This window comes from Enterobacter sp. HNDS-6 (genome assembly GCF_039850505.1).
Taxonomy (GTDB): domain Bacteria; phylum Pseudomonadota; class Gammaproteobacteria; order Enterobacterales; family Enterobacteriaceae; genus Enterobacter; species Enterobacter kobei.
The window spans coordinates 3,868,192-3,886,440 of record NZ_CP156673.1; the positions used below are offsets into that span (position 1 = coordinate 3,868,192).

The window sequence follows — 18,249 nt, forward strand, 5'->3', positions numbered from 1 at the left end:
TTCTCATTTCTGCCAGACGTCCCTTCTGATTCTCTAACCCCAAATCATTGCCGCCCAACGAAGTAGCAGCATCGCGCCGCAGATGGCAATCAGCACCAGCACCATTTTCCAGTGTTTTACGGCAAATCGTTTTGTTGGCATAACCTAATCCTTGTCCGTTGATACGCATAGTCTATCAAACGGGGCCGAAATATGCCCCTTCCCAGAAGCAATCGGGTTATGCCGGTATGGGGTTCAGCTCAGAACCAGTGGAATCGATCGGCGAGAATCAACAATAAACCGGTTGCTGACAGGATATTTAATATCACTACCGTTCTACTGGATACGTTCATGGTAAGCACCTGTGGATTTTAAAGGCCTGTTCAAAGTTAGCTCAGCATCGGCGAAATGCGAGGGCCAGAGAGACGCAATCTGCAAATATCTGCAACATGCCAGTCCTTCATTGTGGCAGCAGAGGGTGCAATCCCCTTGCTGTTAGTGTTAACATTAAGTCCCTTGCCGTAAACCCGCATTTATCTGAATTCGGCAGGTGCAGGATAACGAACCAATTTGACGATTGTTGGTCAGATGTTTCGTAATCTACTGTTTAATCACGATTATTTTCTTTGTATATGCTCTTATGTGTGGGGCATCACTGCAAATAAGGATATAAAATGCCTGTAATTACTCTTCCTGATGGCAGCCAACGCCATTTCGACCGCGCTGTTAGCCCAATGGATGTTGCCCTGGATATCGGTCCTGGCCTCGCGAAAGCGACCATCGCCGGCCGTGTGAACGGTGAGCTGGTTGATGCGTCCGATCTGATTGAAAACGATGCGACGCTTGCAATCATCACCGCGAAAGACGAAGAAGGTCTGGAGATCATTCGTCACTCCTGTGCGCACCTGTTAGGTCATGCTATCAAGCAGCTGTGGCCAAACACCAAAATGGCGATTGGTCCGGTTATCGACAACGGTTTCTACTATGACGTTGACCTTGACCACACCCTGACCCAGGAAGATATCGACGCGCTCGAAAAACGTATGCACGAGCTCGCCGAAACGAACTATGACGTCATCAAGAAGAAAGTCAGCTGGCACGAAGCGCGTGAAACCTTCGTCAAGCGTGGCGAGAGCTATAAAGTCTCTATTCTTGACGAGAACATCTCTCATGATGACAAGCCCGGCTTGTACCATCACGAAGAATACATCGACATGTGCCGTGGACCGCACGTGCCGAATATGCGTTTCTGTCATCACTTTAAACTGATGAAGACCGCAGGCGCCTACTGGCGTGGCGACAGCAACAACAAAATGTTGCAGCGTATTTATGGTACCGCATGGGCCGATAAAAAAGCCCTGAACGCCTATCTGCAGCGCCTGGAAGAAGCGGCGAAGCGTGACCACCGTAAAATCGGTAAACAGCTTGACCTGTATCACATGCAGGAAGAAGCGCCGGGTATGGTATTCTGGCATAACGACGGCTGGACCATCTTCCGTGAACTGGAAACGTTCGTACGCTCCAAGCTGAAAGAGTACCAGTACCAGGAAGTAAAAGGCCCGTTCATGATGGACCGTGTGCTGTGGGAAAAAACCGGCCACTGGGACAACTACAAAGATGCGATGTTCACCACCTCGTCCGAGAACCGTGAATATTGCATTAAGCCAATGAACTGCCCGGGCCACGTTCAGATCTTCAACCAGGGTCTGAAATCCTACCGTGACCTGCCGCTGCGTATGGCGGAGTTCGGTAGCTGCCACCGTAACGAGCCATCAGGTGCGCTGCACGGTCTGATGCGTGTTCGTGGCTTTACTCAGGATGATGCGCATATCTTCTGTACTGAAGATCAGGTTCGTGATGAAGTTAACGCCTGTATTCGTATGGTCTACGATATGTACAGCACCTTTGGCTTCGAGAAGATCGTGGTCAAACTCTCAACGCGTCCGGAAAAACGTATCGGTAGCGATGAGACATGGGATCGCGCAGAAGCGGATCTCGCCGTGGCGCTGGAAGAGAACGGTATTCCGTTCGAATACCAGCTGGGCGAGGGCGCATTCTACGGTCCGAAAATTGAATTTACCCTGTATGACTGTCTCGACAGAGCTTGGCAGTGCGGTACTGTACAGCTGGACTTCTCCCTGCCGCAGCGTTTAAGCGCCTCTTATGTTGGCGAAGACAACGAACGTCAGGTACCGGTTATGATTCACCGTGCAATCCTCGGTTCACTGGAGCGCTTCATCGGCATCCTGACCGAAGAGTTCGCGGGCTTCTTCCCAACCTGGCTTGCGCCAGTGCAGGTAGTGGTGATGAACATTACCGATTCTCAGGCAGATTACGTTAAAGAATTGACGCAGAAACTACAAAATGCGGGCATTCGCGTAAAAGCAGACTTGAGAAATGAGAAGATTGGCTTTAAAATCCGCGAGCACACTTTACGTCGTGTCCCGTATATGTTGGTCTGTGGTGATAAAGAGGTGGAAGCAGGCAAAGTTGCCGTTCGCACCCGCCGTGGTAAAGACCTGGGCAGCCTGGACGTAAGTGAAGTGATTGAGAAGCTGCAACAAGAGATTCGCAGCCGCAGTCTTCAACAACTGGAGGAATAAGGTATTAAAGGCGGAAAACGAGTTCAAACGGCACGTCCGAATCGTATCAATGGCGAGATTCGCGCCCAGGAAGTTCGCTTAACAGGTCTGGAAGGCGAGCAGCTGGGGATTGTGAGTCTGAGAGAAGCAATCGAAAAGGCTGAAGAAGCTGGAGTAGATTTAGTTGAAATCAGCCCTAACGCCGAACCGCCAGTTTGTCGTATCATGGACTACGGCAAGTTCCTTTATGAAAAGAGTAAGTCTTCTAAGGAACAGAAGAAGAAGCAAAAAGTTATCCAGGTTAAGGAAATCAAATTCCGTCCTGGTACCGACGATGGCGATTATCAGGTAAAACTCCGCAGCCTGATTCGCTTTCTGGAAGATGGCGATAAGGCCAAGATCACACTGCGTTTCCGCGGTCGTGAAATGGCCCACCAACAGATCGGTATGGAAGTGCTTAACCGCGTCCGTGAAGATCTGAGTGAACTGGCAGTAGTCGAATCCTTCCCTACGAAGATCGAAGGCCGCCAGATGATCATGGTGCTCGCTCCTAAGAAGAAACAGTAAGGCCTTCAAGCAGCAAAATCTGTGGAGCCTTCGGGTTTCATAGGTTTTGCTCGCCTATGTTTCGTTTATTTAACAATGCGAAGTGGAAGTTATTAAAATGCCAAAAATTAAGACCGTACGCGGTGCTGCTAAGCGCTTCAAAAAAACCGGTAAAGGTGGTTTTAAGCACAAGCACGCTAACCTGCGTCACATTCTGACTAAGAAAGCTACCAAGCGTAAACGTCACCTGCGTCCAAAAGCCATGGTTTCTAAAGGCGATCTGGGCCTGGTAATCGCGTGCCTGCCGTACGCATAAGTCGTTAACGTTTAACTTTTTTAACTTAGAATAGATACAGGAGAGCACACATGGCTCGCGTAAAACGTGGTGTAATTGCACGTGCACGTCACAAGAAAATTTTGAAACAAGCTAAAGGCTACTACGGTGCGCGTTCACGCGTATACCGCGTTGCCTTCCAGGCTGTTATCAAAGCAGGTCAGTACGCTTACCGTGACCGTCGTCAGCGTAAGCGTCAGTTCCGTCAACTGTGGATTGCGCGTATCAACGCAGCAGCACGTCAGAACGGTATTTCTTACAGCAAATTCATCAACGGCCTGAAAAAAGCCTCTGTTGAAATCGACCGTAAGATCCTGGCTGACATCGCAGTATTCGACAAAGTAGCGTTCACCGCTCTGGTCGAAAAAGCGAAAGCAGCACTGGCATAAGCCAGTTGAGAGAGGGGGCTTTGCCTCCTCTTTTCATTTAACACCATCAGAAGATTGACATTTATCCGTGCAGGCTTTTCAATAAGTTCTCAACGGTTTTTACCCAACAAGGTAACGCAAGCATGAATGCTGCTATTTTCCGCTTCTTCTTTTACTTTAGCACCTGACTCCAGGAGGCTAGCGCGTGAAAGATGAAACGAAAAACAGCGCCAGATAAGCCTCCCGATGGAGGCTTTTTTTGTATCTGAATTTGAGAGAATAACTCCACCAAATCGGTGTCTGCACCGACATAATGAGGAAAATCATGTCACATCTCGCAGAGCTGGTTGCCAGTGCAACAGCCGCCATTAATCAGGCCTCAGATGTTGCCGCGTTAGACAATGTCCGCGTCGAATATCTTGGGAAGAAAGGGCACCTGACCCTTCAAATGACAACCCTGCGTGAACTGCCGCCAGAAGAACGCCCGGCAGCGGGTGCGGTGATTAACGAAGCTAAAGAGCAGGTGCAGCAGGCACTGAACGCACGTAAAGCCGAGCTGGAAAGCGCGGTGCTGAATGCGCGCCTGGCCGCAGAGACGATCGACGTTTCTCTGCCGGGTCGCCGTATCGAAAACGGGGGGCTGCATCCGGTTACCCGTACCATCGATCGCATTGAAAGTTTCTTCGGTGAGCTCGGCTTTACCGTGGCGACTGGCCCGGAAATTGAAGATGATTATCACAACTTCGATGCCCTGAATATTCCTGGCCATCATCCGGCACGCGCTGACCACGACACTTTCTGGTTTGACGCCACGCGTCTGCTGCGTACCCAGACCTCTGGCGTACAGATCCGTACCATGAAGGATCAGGAACCGCCAATCCGCATCATCGCGCCGGGTCGCGTTTATCGTAACGATTACGATCAGACCCATACCCCAATGTTCCACCAGATGGAAGGTCTGATTGTTGATAAAAACATCAGCTTCACCAACCTGAAGGGCACGCTGCACGATTTCCTGAACAACTTCTTTGAGGAAGACCTGCAGGTTCGTTTCCGTCCATCCTACTTCCCGTTCACTGAACCGTCTGCGGAAGTTGACGTGATGGGCAAAAACGGCAAATGGCTGGAAGTGCTGGGTTGCGGCATGGTGCATCCAAATGTACTGCGCAACGTCGGTATCGATCCGGAAGTGTACTCCGGCTTTGCCTTCGGTATGGGCATGGAGCGTCTGACCATGCTGCGTTACGGTGTGACCGATTTACGTGCATTCTTCGAAAACGATCTGCGTTTCCTCAAACAGTTTAAATAAGGGCAGGACAGAACAATGAAATTCAGTGAACTGTGGTTACGCGAATGGGTCAATACCACGCTGGACAGCGACGCGCTGTCTGACCAGATCACCATGGCGGGCCTGGAAGTTGACGGCGTTGAGCCGGTTTCCGGTGCCTTCACCGGCGTCGTGGTCGGTGAAGTGGTCGAGTGCGGCCAGCATCCGAACGCCGACAAACTGCGCGTGACAAAAGTGAATGTCGGCGGCGACCGCCTGCTGGACATCGTTTGCGGTGCGCCAAACTGCCGTCAGGGCCTGAAAGTCGCCGTGGCAACCGTGGGTGCGGTACTGCCGGGTGATTTCAAAATTAAAGCGGCTAAACTGCGCGGTGAGCCGTCTGAAGGCATGCTGTGCTCCTTTTCCGAGCTGGGTATTTCCGACGATCACAACGGCATCATTGAGCTGCCGCTGGATGCGCCAATTGGCACCGATATCCGCGAATACCTGAAGCTTGATGACAACACCATTGAGATCAGCGTTACGCCAAACCGCGCTGATTGCTTAGGTATCATCGGCGTGGCGCGCGACGTGGCCGTGCTGAACCAGACCGAACTGAACGCGCCGGAGATCGTACCGGTAGAAGCGACCATCAGTGACGTACTGCCTATTCAGGTTGACGCCGCGGATGCTTGCCCACGCTACCTCGGCCGCGTGGTAAAAGGCATCAACGTGAAAGCGCCAACACCACTGTGGATGAAAGAGAAACTGCGCCGCTGCGGCATTCGCTCTATCGACGCGGTGGTTGACGTCACCAACTACGTTCTGCTGGAACTGGGTCAGCCAATGCATGCGTTCGATAAAGATCGTATCGAAGGCGGTATTGTTGTCCGTATGGCAAAAGAGGGCGAAACCCTGGTTCTGCTTGACGGCACCGAAGCGAAGCTGAACGCGGATACGCTGGTGATTGCTGACCACAGCAAAGCGCTGGCGATGGGCGGTATCTTCGGTGGCGAACACTCTGGGGTAAATGACGAAACGCAAAACGTCCTGCTGGAATGCGCCTTCTTCAGCCCGCTCTCTATCACCGGTCGCGCACGCCGTCATGGCCTGCACACCGATGCGTCTCACCGCTACGAGCGTGGCGTTGACCCTGCGCTGCAGTACAAAGCGATGGAGCGAGCGACTCGCCTGCTGATTGACATCTGCGGCGGTGAAGCCGGTCCGGTTATCGATGTCACTCACGAAGCGACGCTGCCGAAACGCGCAACCATTACCCTGCGCCGCAGCAAGCTCGATCGCCTGATTGGTCATCATGTTGCCGATGCCCAGGTGACCGACATTCTGACGCGTCTGGGCTGTGAAGTGACCGAAGGTCAGGACGAGTGGAAAGCCGTTGCGCCATCCTGGCGTTTTGACATGGAAATCGAAGAAGATCTGGTGGAAGAAGTGGCCCGCGTATACGGCTACAACAACATCCCGGACGAGCCCGTTCAGGCCGGTCTGGTGATGGGTACCCATCGTGAAGCCGACCTGTCCCTGAAGCGTGTGAAAACCATGCTTAACGACAAAGGCTACCAGGAAGTGATCACCTACAGCTTTGTTGATCCTAAGCTGCAGCAACTGATCCACCCGGGCGAGGAGGCGTTGATCCTGCCAAGCCCAATCTCCAGCGAAATGTCCGCAATGCGTCTGTCCCTGTGGACCGGGCTGCTGGGCACTATCGTTTACAACCAGAATCGCCAGCAAAACCGCGTGCGAATTTTCGAAAGCGGTTTGCGCTTTGTACCGGATAATCAGGCAAATTTAGGCATCCGTCAGGATCTCATGCTGGCTGGTGCTATCAGTGGCAACCGTTATGAAGAGCACTGGGACCTGGCAAAAGGTACGGTTGATTTCTACGATATGAAAGGCGATCTGGAAGCCATTCTGGATCTGACCGGTAAATTATCTGAAATTGAATTCCGTGCAGAAGCGATTCCAGCCCTGCATCCGGGCCAGAGTGCGGCGATCTATTTAGACGGCAAACGCATTGGTTTCATTGGTGTTGTTCATCCTGAGCTGGAGCGTAAGCTGGACCTGAACGGCCGTACCATCGTGTTTGAGCTGGAGTGGAGCCCGGTTGCAGACCGCGTCATTCCTCAGGCGCAGGACGTCTCCCGCTTCCCGGCGAACCGCCGTGATATCGCGGTTGTGGTCGCGGAAAACGTTCCCGCAGCAGATATTTTGGCCGAATGTAAGAAAGTTGGCGTAAATCAGGTAGTTGGCGTAAACTTATTTGACGTGTACCGCGGCAAGGGCGTAGCAGAAGGTTTCAAGAGCCTCGCTATCAGCCTTATCCTTCAGGATACCAGCCGTACACTCGAAGAAGAGGAGATTGCCGCTACCGTCGCCAAATGTGTAGAGGCATTAAAAGAGCGATTCCAGGCATCATTGAGGGATTGAACCTATGGCGCTTACAAAAGCTGAAATGTCAGAATATCTGTTTGATAAGCTTGGGCTTAGCAAACGGGATGCCAAAGAGCTGGTAGAGCTGTTTTTCGAAGAGATCCGTCGTGCTCTGGAAAATGGTGAGCAGGTAAAACTCTCCGGTTTTGGCAATTTTGATTTGCGAGACAAAAACCAACGTCCGGGCCGTAACCCGAAGACGGGGGAAGATATTCCCATTACAGCCCGCCGCGTGGTGACCTTCAGACCCGGCCAGAAGTTAAAAAGCCGTGTCGAAAACGCAACGCCCAAAGCAGAGTAATATGAACTAACCAAAAAGGCCGCCCACGCGGCCTTTTTTCTTTGCGCTCTCTGGCAAACCGACCGTAAAATCAAAGACATCACACGCTAATAAAACCACGCTCATGCTTGATTATGCTCATCGCCAACACCGTTCCGACCAACGTCGCTTGCTATTGCTGGCGCTGTTGCTGATTGTCGCCGCGGGTATCAGCCTCTGCGCGGGCGACAGCTGGATTGGGCCCGAACGCTGGCTGGGGCCTGACGGGCAACTCTTCGTCTGGCAAATTCGTCTGCCGCGCACCGTAGCGGTGATGCTGGTCGGTGCTGCACTGGCGCTGTCAGGTACCGTTATGCAGGCGCTGTTTGAAAACCCGCTGGCGGAACCTGGGCTGCTCGGGGTGTCGAACGGTGCAGGCGTCGGGCTGATTGCGGCGGTAATGCTGGGCGGGGGAGAACTCTCCGCATGGAGCATTAGCCTCAGTGCCATTCTCGGCGCATTACTGATCACCATCATCCTGCTTCGCTTTGCCAGACGGCACTTGTCGACCAGCCGCCTGCTGCTTGCCGGGGTTGCGCTGGGGATCATCTGCAGCGCGCTAATGACCTGGGCGGTATACTTCTCGACCTCCTTTGACTTGCGTCAGCTGATGTACTGGATGATGGGCGGTTTTGGTGGCGTTGACTGGCATCAGGGGTGGCTGATGGCGCTTCTGGTGCCTGGAATTGTATGGGCTGCCCTGCAGGCGCAGCCGCTGAACATGCTCGCGCTGGGGGAAATCTCAGCCCGTCAGCTCGGCATGCCGATGGCGTTCTGGCGTAACGTGCTGGTCATTGCCATCGGTTGGCTGGTGGGCGTGAGCGTGGCGCTGGCGGGAGCGATTGGTTTTATCGGGCTGGTTATCCCGCATATGCTGCGTCTTTGTGGCTTCACGGACCATCGAACCTTGCTTCCGGCTTCGGCCGTGGCCGGAGCCGTCACGCTGCTGGTGGCTGATATCATCGCTCGTCTTGCCCTGACAGCCGCGGAGTTACCGATTGGTGTGGTAACCGCCACGCTGGGCGCGCCAGTCTTTATCTGGCTACTATTAAAATCCGGACGTTAAAAAACGACCCGTAAGACAACCTGAGGGAATGCTATGCAGACTGATATCCTGAATACCGAAGTGACGACCATTGATGGTGAGAAAACCACGCTGGAAAGCTACAAAGGCAACGTGTTGCTTATCGTCAACGTGGCGTCCAAATGCGGCCTGACGCCACAGTACGAACAGCTGGAGAACATTCAGAAAGCCTGGGAGAAAGACGGTTTCACCGTGCTGGGCTTCCCGTGCAACCAGTTCCTGGGCCAGGAGCCGGGCAGCGAAGAAGAGATCAAAACCTTCTGCAGCACCACCTATGGCGTAACGTTCCCGATGTTCAGCAAAATTGATGTTAACGGTGAAGATCGCCATCCGCTATACGCGAAGCTGATTGCTGCCGCGCCGAAGGCCGTTGCGCCTGAGGGCAGTGGTTTTTACGAGCGTATGGCCAGCAAAGGCCGCGCGCCGCTCTATCCGGACGATATTCTGTGGAACTTCGAAAAATTCCTGATCGGTCGCGACGGCCAGGTCGTTCAGCGCTTCTCGCCGGATATGACGCCTGAGGATCCGATTGTCATGGAATCGATCAAGCTGGCGCTGGCAAAATAATGTCACTGCTGATGCAGCTCACGGACGTCGCCGAGAAGGGGCGTCTGGAGCCGATGACCGGCGCTATCAATGCGGGGGAAATCCTGCATCTGGTTGGGCCAAACGGCGCGGGGAAAAGCACGCTGCTGGCGCGGATGGCAGGGCTGACCACCGGGCCCGGGCAGATCACACTGCTGGAACATCCTCTTGCCGACTGGTCTCCCGGCTCGCTGGCCCACCGGCGCAGCTATCTGGTGCAGTTGCAGGTACCGCCGTTTGCGATGCCGGTCTGGCATTATCTGATGCTGCATTTGCACGACAAACAGAATACGGCACTGCTTACGGAGGTGGCGGCGGCGTTAGGACTGGAAGATAAACTGCCCCGCCATGCCAGCCAGCTTTCCGGCGGTGAATGGCAGCGAGTGCGTCTGGCGGCGGTCATTCTGCAGATCCACCCCGCAGGCAACCCTCACGGGCGGATGTTGCTCCTGGACGAACCCATGAGTGGTCTGGATGTCGCCCAGCAGGCGGCGCTGGATTCGCTGTTAAGCGCGTTGAGCCGGAAAGGTATTGCCGTGGTGATGAGCAGCCACGACCTTAACCATACGTTGCGCCATGCCCATCGGGTGTGGCTACTGTCGCGCGGCAGGATGATTGCCAGCGGCGCGCGGGACCAGGTTCTTACGCCGCCACATCTGGCACGTGCCTATAACATGTCGTTCCGCAGGCTGGATATCGAGGGACATAAGATGCTGATTTCTACGGGGCAGGAGTAACCGTTTCTTGCCTGTTAACACAATTGCGCGCTAAATTACCGAAAGAACAATAAAAGCAGAGGATTCGTCTGAAAATGCGATTCTGGTTTATCCTGGTGGCGGCACTCTTTCTTGCGGGATGCAGCAGCCATCGTGCACCGCCGCCTAATCCGCGGCTTTCAGATTCTATCACCGTCATTGCCAGTCTGAACGACCAGCTGAGCAACTGGCGCGGGACGCCTTATCGCTACGGCGGTATGAGTCGCGGCGGGGTGGACTGCTCTGGTTTTGTGCTGATGACGTTTCGTGACAAGTTTGATTTACAGCTTCCGCGCGAAACGCGCAAGCAGGCTGAAATTGGGACTGAAATTGATAAAGACGACCTGCTGCCGGGAGACCTGGTCTTTTTCAAAACCGGTTCGGGAGAAAGTGGCCTGCATGTCGGCATTTATGACACGGACAACCAGTTTATTCATGCCTCAACAAGCCGTGGGGTGATGCGCTCTTCTCTGGATAATGTTTACTGGCGTAAAAATTTCTGGCAGGCACGACGTATTTAATCTGCCCGAACACGTCTCACTGCCGGCAGGGTAACTATTAAATCATGCCGGTTTTTCTTGAATAAGCTGATTAAAGTTAAATTTACCTAAAATTAGCGTCATCCTTATGTGTCTGTTTTATCTAAAACTGGCTATTACTCTGTAACCAGGATAAGATTATTTTAGATTCAGGGATAAATCTGAAAATTAATACGGAACTAATGAAATTAAACTTATTAAAATCAAGACAGTGGAATTGTGTCGGCAATTGCTCCAGGATGTCCTCTCTCATCTTTAATGCGGGGCGAGTGCAATGATGATTACGCTAGATAATGCATACCAGTCTGAACTGATGCTTTTGCCAGCACGTAATAGTGCTGGCGAGCTTAAAGGTTTAGAGGTTCTGGTTAACTTTACTGGCGTCGGCACCGATGTGAGGATCCCCACTGAGCTCGTTATCCCCCGGCTTTCCGCGGCAGAAGAGTTAGCGCTGTTTAACGAAAAACTGCAATTGCTTGATACATGTAAACTGTTTTTTATTCAGCATCAGTTAATTGCATGGATCAATATTACACCGGCTATTGTTGAATTTTTATTAAGTAATGGGAATGCTGTTTCAATTCTTGAGCGGTATCCTTTTCTTGAGTTTACTGTTAATGAGAATTATCCAGGTTTAAATAACGGAAAGGATGATCTGCAACTGGCGAGAATGGCGATCCATTTCCCGCTGGTCCTCGCAAACTTTGGTGCAGGCGCGGCATCGCTCAAAGCTGTCTATGATGGATTATTTAAACGGGTGATTCTCGATAAAGGTTTCATCCAGCAGCGGGCTTCGGAGCTCTCTTTCGAACCTTTTATGCGCGCTATCCTCTGGCAAATAACGCCGCACTGCCAGTCGGTGATCGTCTCAGGTATTGACGACCACGGTCTGCTGCAACGCGTCTTGTCCTTCAATTTTGGCGCCATGCAGGGCACGCTGTGGCCCGCTGTCCCGGCGGAGCATGTCACGACGCTGGTTCAGTAGCGATAACCCTGTCTTTCGCCCGTGTTTAAGTTCGGGCAAACCCTCTACACTAAAAGCAGGAGGACTTATGACCCTGTCTTTTACTGCTCACTGGCATGACGAGTTGCCTGGCTTTTACACCGCACTCAAACCCACACCGTTACACAATTCACGTCTTATCTGGCACAACGACCGGCTGGCCGATGAACTGGCCGTTCCGCCTGAGATGTTTAAGCCTTCCGGGGGCGCGGGCGTCTGGGGAGGCGAAACGCTTCTTCCCGGTATGCAACCCCTTGCCCAGGTCTATAGCGGCCACCAGTTTGGCGTCTGGGCGGGACAGCTGGGCGACGGCAGGGGGATCCTGCTGGGCGAACAACAGCTTTCCAACGGAGAGACGGTTGACTGGCATCTGAAAGGTGCAGGTCTTACCCCTTATTCTCGGATGGGCGATGGCCGCGCAGTATTACGTTCAACAATACGTGAATGCCTGGCATCTGAAGCCATGCATGCTCTGGGGATCCCCACCACGCGCGCGCTGTCGATTGTCACCAGCGACACGCCGGTTATGCGCGAAACGGTAGAAAAAGGGGCGATGCTGATGCGTATCGCACAAAGCCATCTGCGCTTTGGCCATTTTGAGCACTTTTACTATCGTCGTGAGACGGACAAGGTTCGTCAGCTCGCGGACTACGCTATTCGCCGCCATTGGGCGCATTTGCAGGATGAGGCTGATAAATACGTTCTCTGGTTCCGGGACGTGGTCGCCCGTACCGCCAGGATGATTGCTCGCTGGCAAACGGTGGGCTTTGCCCATGGGGTAATGAACACTGACAATATGTCGCTCCTCGGGCTGACCTTTGATTATGGGCCGTTTGGTTTTCTGGATGATTATCAGCCGGGGTATATCTGCAACCACTCTGACTATCAGGGACGTTACAGTTTTGACAACCAGCCAGCGGTTGGGCTATGGAACCTGCAGCGGTTTGCGCAAACATTGTCGCCGTTTATGGATGTCGATGCCCTGAATGATGCACTCGACAGCTATCAGGACGTTTTGCTGCGGGAATATGGCACGCTGATGCGCAATAAGCTGGGGCTGATGACCCAGGAGAAAGGGGATAATGAGATCCTGAACGATCTGTTTGCACTGATGGCGCGTGAGGGGAGTGATTATACCCGCACTTTCCGGATGCTGGGCCAGACGGAGCAGCACAGTGCTGCCTCGCCGCTGCGCGACGAGTTTATTGACAGGCAGGCCTTTGACGACTGGTTTGCACGTTACCGCTCCCGCTTGCAGCAGGAACAGGTCGATGACGCCGCCCGTCAGACCCAGATGAACGCGACGAATCCCGCGATGGTGTTGCGCAACTGGCTGGCGCAGCGGGCGATTGAACAGGCAGAGCAGGGAGAGTATGACGAGTTGCACCGTCTGCACCTGGCGTTGCGCACGCCGTTTGCCGACCGGGATGATGACTATATCAGCCGCCCGCCAGACTGGGGCAAACGGCTGGAAGTGAGTTGCTCAAGCTAAACATTTCTGGCCGGGTAAGGCGAAGCCGCTACCCGGCCAGAAACTCACTGTGCCACCCAGCCGCCATCCATATTCCACGCGGCACCGCGAACGTTAACGGCGCTGTCGCTGCATAAAAACAGCGCCAGTTCGCCCAACTGCTCCGGGGTGACAAATTCACCTGAAGGCTGCTTTTCCCCGAGAAGCTGGTCTTGCGCCAGTTCCGGCGGGACGCCATCCGCGATGCGCTTATCGATTTGCTGTTGTACCAGCGGGGTCAGCACCCACCCCGGGCAGAGGGCGTTGGCGGTCACGCCGGTGCGTGCGGTTTCCAGCGCCAGGGATTTGGTAAAGCCCACCACGCCATGCTTGGCGGCAACGTAGGCGGACTTCTCTTTCGACGCAACCAGCCCGTGAACGGAGGCGATATTAATGATGCGTCCCCAGTTTTGTTCACGCATGGCGGGCAACGCCAGCCGGCTGGTGTGAAACACCGCAGAAAGGTTAATGGCGATAATGTCGTTCCATTTCTCCACCGGGAAGGTCTCCACCGGAGCCACATGCTGTATCCCGGCATTGTTAACAAGAATATCCACGCCGCCAAACTGCGATTCGGCGTAGCGCATCATGGCTTCAATCTGCAACACGTCACGCAGGTCGGCATCGTGGTAGCCCGGCTTTTTGCCCAGTTGTGCAATTTCTTCTCGCGCTGAGCCGCTGTCACCGAAACCGTTGAGAATCAACTGCGCCCCTGATTTCGCCAGCACGCGAGCGATCCCCAGGCCAATGCCGCTTGTCGAGCCGGTCACCAGGGCGATTTTACCGTTCAGATTCATTTTTCTCTCCTTACACAATGCCGGTCAGATAGAACACGGCAATGACAAAAAGCACTGCCAGGCTTTTAATGATAGTGATAGCGAAAATGCCGCCGTAGGCCTGACGATGGCTCAGGCCGGTGATGGCCAGCAAGGTAATCACCGCCCCGTTATGGGGAAGCGTATCCATCCCGCCGCTTGCCATTGACGCCACGCGGTGCAACACCTCAAGCGGGATATTGGCCGCGTGGGCGGCAGCAACAAAGGTGTCCGCCATGGCCGCAAGGGCAATACTCATTCCGCCGGACGCTGAGCCGGTGATCCCGGCGAGAACGGTCACGCTGATGGCTTCGTTCAGCAACGGGTTCGGGATGGCAGACAGCGCTTTAGATAACACCAGAAAACCGGGCAGGGCGGCGATAACCGCGCCGAAACCGTATTCGGACGCGGTATTCATCGCCGCGAGGATGGCGCCGCTCACCGCCGTTCGGCTGCCTTCTGCCAGACGTCCCCGGATATTGCGAAAACCAAAAATCAACACCAGCACAATACCGGAGAGCAGCGCCGCCTCCACGGCCCAGATGGCGGTGATCTTGCTCACCTCGGTCACAATCGGTTTCGCCAGTCCTGGCAGGGTAAGCTCATGACTCGTACCATACCAGCCGGGGATCCAGCGGGTAAACAGCAGGTTCAATATACCCACGACCAGCAGCGGGGAGAGAGCAATCAGCGGATGCGGGAGATGAATATTGTCCGGCGTTTCAGGTTCGTTTTTCAGGTCCGTGCCATAACCTTCATTGTTATTGATCGCCTTACGCCGCTGCCGCTCCAGCCAGAGCAGGCCAAAGAAGATAATAAACAGAGAGCCGATAAGACCCAGCCACGGGGCCGCCCAGGCGTTAGTGCCAAAGAAGCTGGTGGGAATAATGTTCTGGATTTGCGGCGTGCCGGGCAGGGCGTCCATGGTAAACGAGAACGCCCCCAGCGCCACGGTAGCGGGGATTAACCGTTTAGGAATGCCGCTCTGGCGGAACAGTTCGGCGGCAAACGGGTACACCGCAAATGCCACCACGAACAGCGACACGCCGCCGTAGGTTAACAGCGCACACACCAGGACTATCACGGGGATAGCGTGCCGACGACCGAGGATCTGGATCGCGGCGGCAACGATGGATCGTGAAAAACCGGAAAGCTCAATCAGCTTGCCAAACACCGCCCCCAGCAGGAACACCGGGAAATAGAGCTTAACGAAGCCGACCATCTTTTCCATAAACAGGCCAGTAAACGTCGGGCCGACGGCACCCGGATCGGTCAGCAGCACGGCACCAAGCGCCGCAATCGGCGCAAACAAAATCACGCTGTATCCGCGGTAGGCCGCCAGCATCAGTAATCCCAGCGCCGCCAGGGCTATTAACACACTCATTACGACTCCTCACTTTAATTATTATTCGGGTACCAACGAGAGGTTTAACGCTCAACGGTCAGGGCAATGCCTTGTCCGCCGCCTACGCACAGGGTGGCAAGTCCCTTTGTTACCCCCCGGCGCTGCATTTCATGGAGCAGGGTCACCAGGATGCGACAGCCGGATGCGCCAATCGGATGGCCCAGGGCGATGGCGCCACCGTTAACGTTGACGTTCTGTTCATCCCAGCCAAGCTCTTTGCCCACCGCCAGTGCCTGTGCGGCAAAGGCTTCGTTGGCTTCAATGAGATCGACGTCGTCGAGCGTCCAGCCCGCCCGCGCCAGCGCCGTCCGGCAGGCGCTGACCGGGCCGATGCCCATCACCGACGGATCAACGCCCGTCACGGCGTAACTCACAATGTGGCCAAGAACAGGTAACCCGCTTTTCCGCGCCTTTTCCTCGCTCATCAGCAGTACCGCGGCGGCACCATCGTTAAGGGTGGAGGCGTTCCCGGCCGTGACCGTGCCCTCGTCATGCAAAAATGCGGGGCGAAGCTGTGCAAGCTGCCCGGCGGTGGTTTCCGGGCGTGGCTGTTCATCATGGCGGACAATCTGTGGCGCACGTTTGCCCTGTTTCACCGTCACTGGCGCTATCTCGGCGTCAAACCGACCAGTCTCTATGGCGGACGCCGCCTTTTGCTGTGACCGGAGGGCGAAGGCATCCTGTTGCTCGCGGGAAATGCCGTACTCACGGGCGACGTTTTCCGCAGTGATGCCCATGTGGTAATCGTTGAATGCGTCCCACAGGCCGTCGGTGATCATGCTGTCCTGCAGGCCCGTATGCCCAAAACGCAGCCCTGAACGTGCGCCATCCAGCAGATACGGGGCGTTACTCATGCTCTCCTGACCGCCAGCGATAACCACGTCTGCGTCACCGCAGCGGATTGCCTGGGCGGCGAGCTGTACCGCTTTCAACCCCGCGCCGCACACCAGATTGACCGTTGTCGCCGGGGTGCTGACGGGTAATCCGGCAGTGATGGCCGTCTGGCGGGCGGGGTTTTGCCCACACCCGGCCGTCAGCACCTGACCGAAAACCAGTTCGTCTATTTGCTCTGGGTGAAGACCGCTGCTCTCCAGCAGACGCTGTACCGTGACGGCACCCAGCTCAATGGCTGAAAGGGGCGAGAGCGATCCGCGAAAACTGCCAATGGGGGTTCGCGTTGCCCCGACAATCATGACCTTTTTCATGTTGAGTCCTCAGTTGAAGCGCATCTCGCGAACGTCGTCCGCCACAATGATTTTTCCGGCCGTTTTACGGACAATCTCGTCGATACCGACACCCGGGGCGTACTCCCGCAGGATGAACGCGCCGTCCGCTATCTCCAGCAACGCGAGATCGGTCAGGACCCGACGGATGCAGCCCACACCGGTGAGCGGCAGCGTGCAGCGCGGCAGCAGTTTGGAGTCACCGTTTTTTGCAGCGTGGGTCATCACCACAATGATGTTCTGCGCCCCGGCAACGAGATCCATCGCGCCACCCATCCCTTTCACCATCTTTCCGGGGATCATCCACGAGGCAATGTTGCCCTCGACATCGACTTCAAATGCGCCCAGCACGGTCAGATCCACATGGCCGCCGCGGATCATGGCAAACGACTGGGCCGAGTCGAAAATGGCCGCGCCGGTCCGCGCAGTGACCGTCTGTTTACCGGCGTTGATCATGTCGGCATCAAGGCTATGCTCATCGGGAAAAGCCCCCATTCCGAGCAGACCGTTTTCCGACTGCAGCATCACGTCCATTTCCGGGGGAATATAATTCGCCACCAGCGTAGGGATGCCGATCCCCAGGTTGACGTAATACCCGTCGCGCAGTTCGCGGGCGACGCGCATCGCCATCTGTTCACGGGTTAACATCGTCAGACTCCTTGCGCGCGCAGCGTGCGCTGTTCAATGCGTTTTTCAAACTGGCCGACAATCAGCCTGTCGACGTAAATTCCCGGCGTATGAATAGCCGACGGAGGCAGTTCACCCGGCGGAACAATCTCTTCCACCTCCACAACCGTGATTCGGCCCGCCGTTGCCATCAGTGGATTAAAATTTTGCGCGGTATGGCGATAGATAACGTTGCCGTACCAGTCCGCTTTCCAGCCCTTAACCAGCGCGAAATCACCGGTAATGGCCTCTTCAAGAATGTAATTTTTACCGCCAAACTGGCGCACATCTTTGCCCGCTGCCACGGGGGTGCCATAACCGGTGGCCGTATAAAACGCCGGAATACCGGCCCCGCCCGCGCGGACCTTTTCTGCCAGCGTCCCCTGCGGAGTAAGTTCGATTGCCAGTTCCCCGCTCAGTACCTGCTGCTCAAACAGCGCGTTCTCGCCGACGTAAGACGCCACCACTTTGCGAACCTGGCGCGTTTCGAGCAGTATCCCCAGACCGAAACCATCCACGCCGCAGTTGTTTGACACGACCGTCAGATCTTTCACCTGACGGCGTCGAACCTCTGCAATCAGGTTCTCAGGAATACCGCACAGCCCGAAGCCGCCCGCCAGCAAGGTCATGCCGTCCGTCAGCCCATCCAGCGCCTGCGCATAGCTGCTGACGCGCTTATCCAGTCCTGCCATAGTCATCCCTCCCGTTAACCGTGCCGGTATCATTAGGGGTGGCGACTCATTTGTTAATTTTGAATTTGTGACCCACTCATTTGGATTTCTTATTAATTTCCTGTTAACTAAATTTTTTCAATTAGTTAA

The 18,249-nt window shown here is 54.8% G+C and carries 21 protein-coding genes and 1 other annotated feature; of the genes, 14 read left to right on the forward strand and 7 right to left on the reverse strand.

Going from position 1 to position 18,249, the window contains the following annotated elements:
* Window positions 1-33 precede the first annotated feature (33 nt).
* Window positions 34-141, reverse strand: coding sequence for a small membrane protein YniD (yniD, locus tag ABFI50_RS18115; protein WP_008500658.1), 108 nt, complete (start codon window positions 139-141; stop codon window positions 34-36).
* Between the two features lie 98 nt (window positions 142-239).
* Window positions 240-332, reverse strand: a complete 93-nt coding sequence (yncL, locus tag ABFI50_RS18120; protein WP_071819746.1) for a stress response membrane protein YncL — start codon at window positions 330-332, stop codon at window positions 240-242.
* A gap of 321 nt (window positions 333-653) precedes the next feature.
* Here yncL and thrS point away from each other — a divergent pair, with 321 nt between their 5' ends.
* The 14 genes from thrS to selO all read left to right on the forward strand — a co-directional run bounded on the left by thrS (window position 654) and on the right by selO (window position 13,301).
* On the forward strand, window positions 654-2,582 hold the full coding sequence (thrS, locus tag ABFI50_RS18125; RefSeq protein ID WP_347484721.1) for a threonine--tRNA ligase: 1,929 nt from the start codon (window positions 654-656) through the stop codon (window positions 2,580-2,582).
* 3 nt (window positions 2,583-2,585) lie between these two features.
* Window positions 2,586-3,128: a translation initiation factor IF-3 gene (gene infC / locus ABFI50_RS18130; RefSeq protein WP_059287945.1), complete on the forward strand. Its 543-nt coding sequence runs from the start codon at window positions 2,586-2,588 to the stop codon at window positions 3,126-3,128.
* A gap of 97 nt (window positions 3,129-3,225) precedes the next feature.
* Window positions 3,226-3,423: a 50S ribosomal protein L35 gene (gene rpmI / locus ABFI50_RS18135; RefSeq protein ID WP_001124225.1), complete on the forward strand. Its 198-nt coding sequence runs from the start codon at window positions 3,226-3,228 to the stop codon at window positions 3,421-3,423.
* Window positions 3,424-3,473: 50 nt separating this feature from the next.
* Window positions 3,474-3,830 (forward strand): 50S ribosomal protein L20, encoded by a 357-nt coding sequence (gene rplT, locus ABFI50_RS18140; RefSeq protein WP_000124850.1) that lies wholly within the window; start codon window positions 3,474-3,476, stop codon window positions 3,828-3,830.
* 117 nt (window positions 3,831-3,947) lie between these two features.
* Window positions 3,948-4,072: a sequence feature (Phe leader region), on the forward strand.
* Window positions 3,953-3,997 carry a pheST operon leader peptide PheM gene (pheM, locus tag ABFI50_RS18145; protein WP_001386830.1) on the forward strand — a complete coding sequence of 15 codons (45 nt, stop codon included), beginning with the start codon at window positions 3,953-3,955 and terminating at the stop codon, window positions 3,995-3,997. It overlaps the preceding feature by 45 nt.
* 62 nt (window positions 4,073-4,134) lie before the next feature.
* On the forward strand, window positions 4,135-5,118 hold the full coding sequence (gene pheS / locus ABFI50_RS18150; protein ID WP_010426091.1) for a phenylalanine--tRNA ligase subunit alpha: 984 nt from the start codon (window positions 4,135-4,137) through the stop codon (window positions 5,116-5,118).
* Between the two features lie 15 nt (window positions 5,119-5,133).
* Complete coding sequence (gene pheT, locus ABFI50_RS18155) at window positions 5,134-7,521, forward strand: phenylalanine--tRNA ligase subunit beta (protein ID WP_014883491.1); 2,388 nt, start codon at window positions 5,134-5,136, stop codon at window positions 7,519-7,521.
* Between the two features lie 4 nt (window positions 7,522-7,525).
* Window positions 7,526-7,825 (forward strand): integration host factor subunit alpha, encoded by a 300-nt coding sequence (gene ihfA / locus ABFI50_RS18160; protein WP_003857805.1) that lies wholly within the window; start codon window positions 7,526-7,528, stop codon window positions 7,823-7,825.
* A 103-nt stretch (window positions 7,826-7,928) separates the two neighbouring features.
* The gene (gene btuC / locus ABFI50_RS18165) at window positions 7,929-8,909 is read left to right on the forward strand and encodes a vitamin B12 ABC transporter permease BtuC (protein WP_032636886.1); all 981 of its coding nucleotides are present in this window, start codon (window positions 7,929-7,931) and stop codon (window positions 8,907-8,909) included.
* A 33-nt stretch (window positions 8,910-8,942) separates the two neighbouring features.
* Window positions 8,943-9,494 carry a glutathione peroxidase gene (locus ABFI50_RS18170; protein ID WP_014883493.1) on the forward strand — a complete coding sequence of 184 codons (552 nt, stop codon included), beginning with the start codon at window positions 8,943-8,945 and terminating at the stop codon, window positions 9,492-9,494.
* Window positions 9,494-10,249 (forward strand): vitamin B12 ABC transporter ATP-binding protein BtuD, encoded by a 756-nt coding sequence (btuD, locus tag ABFI50_RS18175; RefSeq protein ID WP_213783658.1) that lies wholly within the window; start codon window positions 9,494-9,496, stop codon window positions 10,247-10,249. The genes ABFI50_RS18170 and btuD overlap by 1 nt, the downstream gene beginning before the upstream one ends.
* A 74-nt stretch (window positions 10,250-10,323) precedes the next feature.
* Complete coding sequence (locus tag ABFI50_RS18180) at window positions 10,324-10,788, forward strand: NlpC/P60 family protein (protein WP_014883495.1); 465 nt, start codon at window positions 10,324-10,326, stop codon at window positions 10,786-10,788.
* Between the two features lie 292 nt (window positions 10,789-11,080).
* Window positions 11,081-11,791: an EAL domain-containing protein gene (locus ABFI50_RS18185; protein WP_014883496.1), complete on the forward strand. Its 711-nt coding sequence runs from the start codon at window positions 11,081-11,083 to the stop codon at window positions 11,789-11,791.
* 67 nt (window positions 11,792-11,858) lie between these two features.
* Window positions 11,859-13,301 carry a protein adenylyltransferase SelO gene (gene selO / locus ABFI50_RS18190; protein ID WP_023338257.1) on the forward strand — a complete coding sequence of 481 codons (1,443 nt, stop codon included), beginning with the start codon at window positions 11,859-11,861 and terminating at the stop codon, window positions 13,299-13,301.
* A 44-nt stretch (window positions 13,302-13,345) separates the two neighbouring features.
* Here selO and ABFI50_RS18195 read toward each other — a convergent pair whose 3' ends face one another.
* From ABFI50_RS18195 to ABFI50_RS18215, 5 genes are read right to left on the reverse strand one after another with little or no spacing between them, the layout of a single operon-like run.
* Window positions 13,346-14,116 carry a 3-hydroxybutyrate dehydrogenase gene (locus ABFI50_RS18195; RefSeq protein WP_023332776.1) on the reverse strand — a complete coding sequence of 257 codons (771 nt, stop codon included), beginning with the start codon at window positions 14,114-14,116 and terminating at the stop codon, window positions 13,346-13,348.
* Window positions 14,117-14,126: 10 nt separating this feature from the next.
* Window positions 14,127-15,518: a GntP family permease gene (locus ABFI50_RS18200; RefSeq protein WP_045135064.1), complete on the reverse strand. Its 1,392-nt coding sequence runs from the start codon at window positions 15,516-15,518 to the stop codon at window positions 14,127-14,129.
* Window positions 15,519-15,562: 44 nt separating this feature from the next.
* The gene (locus tag ABFI50_RS18205) at window positions 15,563-16,744 is read right to left on the reverse strand and encodes an acetyl-CoA C-acetyltransferase (RefSeq protein ID WP_063613962.1); all 1,182 of its coding nucleotides are present in this window, start codon (window positions 16,742-16,744) and stop codon (window positions 15,563-15,565) included.
* 9 nt (window positions 16,745-16,753) lie between these two features.
* Complete coding sequence (locus ABFI50_RS18210; RefSeq protein ID WP_045269456.1) at window positions 16,754-17,410, reverse strand: 3-oxoacid CoA-transferase subunit B; 657 nt, start codon at window positions 17,408-17,410, stop codon at window positions 16,754-16,756.
* A 2-nt stretch (window positions 17,411-17,412) separates the two neighbouring features.
* Window positions 17,413-18,120: a CoA transferase subunit A gene (locus ABFI50_RS18215; RefSeq protein WP_014883501.1), complete on the reverse strand. Its 708-nt coding sequence runs from the start codon at window positions 18,118-18,120 to the stop codon at window positions 17,413-17,415.
* Between the last annotated feature and the right edge of the window lie 129 nt (window positions 18,121-18,249).

What these genes read in the sequence shown, in the direction of transcription:
- yniD (WP_008500658.1), bottom strand. Translation starts at nt 141, where the DNA reads ATGCCAACAAAACGATTTGCCGTAAAACACTGGAAAATGGTGCTGGTG.
- yncL (WP_071819746.1), bottom strand. Translation starts at nt 332, where the DNA reads ATGAACGTATCCAGTAGAACGGTAGTGATATTAAATATCCTGTCAGCA.
- thrS (WP_347484721.1), top strand. Translation starts at nt 654, where the DNA reads ATGCCTGTAATTACTCTTCCTGATGGCAGCCAACGCCATTTCGACCGC.
- rpmI (WP_001124225.1), top strand. Translation starts at nt 3,226, where the DNA reads ATGCCAAAAATTAAGACCGTACGCGGTGCTGCTAAGCGCTTCAAAAAA.
- rplT (WP_000124850.1), top strand. Translation starts at nt 3,474, where the DNA reads ATGGCTCGCGTAAAACGTGGTGTAATTGCACGTGCACGTCACAAGAAA.
- pheS (WP_010426091.1), top strand. Translation starts at nt 4,135, where the DNA reads ATGTCACATCTCGCAGAGCTGGTTGCCAGTGCAACAGCCGCCATTAAT.
- pheT (WP_014883491.1), top strand. Translation starts at nt 5,134, where the DNA reads ATGAAATTCAGTGAACTGTGGTTACGCGAATGGGTCAATACCACGCTG.
- ihfA (WP_003857805.1), top strand. Translation starts at nt 7,526, where the DNA reads ATGGCGCTTACAAAAGCTGAAATGTCAGAATATCTGTTTGATAAGCTT.
- btuC (WP_032636886.1), top strand. Translation starts at nt 7,929, where the DNA reads ATGCTTGATTATGCTCATCGCCAACACCGTTCCGACCAACGTCGCTTG.
- ABFI50_RS18170 (WP_014883493.1), top strand. Translation starts at nt 8,943, where the DNA reads ATGCAGACTGATATCCTGAATACCGAAGTGACGACCATTGATGGTGAG.
- btuD (WP_213783658.1), top strand. Translation starts at nt 9,494, where the DNA reads ATGTCACTGCTGATGCAGCTCACGGACGTCGCCGAGAAGGGGCGTCTG.
- ABFI50_RS18180 (WP_014883495.1), top strand. Translation starts at nt 10,324, where the DNA reads ATGCGATTCTGGTTTATCCTGGTGGCGGCACTCTTTCTTGCGGGATGC.
- ABFI50_RS18185 (WP_014883496.1), top strand. Translation starts at nt 11,081, where the DNA reads ATGATGATTACGCTAGATAATGCATACCAGTCTGAACTGATGCTTTTG.
- selO (WP_023338257.1), top strand. Translation starts at nt 11,859, where the DNA reads ATGACCCTGTCTTTTACTGCTCACTGGCATGACGAGTTGCCTGGCTTT.
- ABFI50_RS18195 (WP_023332776.1), bottom strand. Translation starts at nt 14,116, where the DNA reads ATGAATCTGAACGGTAAAATCGCCCTGGTGACCGGCTCGACAAGCGGC.
- ABFI50_RS18200 (WP_045135064.1), bottom strand. Translation starts at nt 15,518, where the DNA reads ATGAGTGTGTTAATAGCCCTGGCGGCGCTGGGATTACTGATGCTGGCG.
- ABFI50_RS18205 (WP_063613962.1), bottom strand. Translation starts at nt 16,744, where the DNA reads ATGAAAAAGGTCATGATTGTCGGGGCAACGCGAACCCCCATTGGCAGT.
- ABFI50_RS18210 (WP_045269456.1), bottom strand. Translation starts at nt 17,410, where the DNA reads ATGTTAACCCGTGAACAGATGGCGATGCGCGTCGCCCGCGAACTGCGC.
- ABFI50_RS18215 (WP_014883501.1), bottom strand. Translation starts at nt 18,120, where the DNA reads ATGGCAGGACTGGATAAGCGCGTCAGCAGCTATGCGCAGGCGCTGGAT.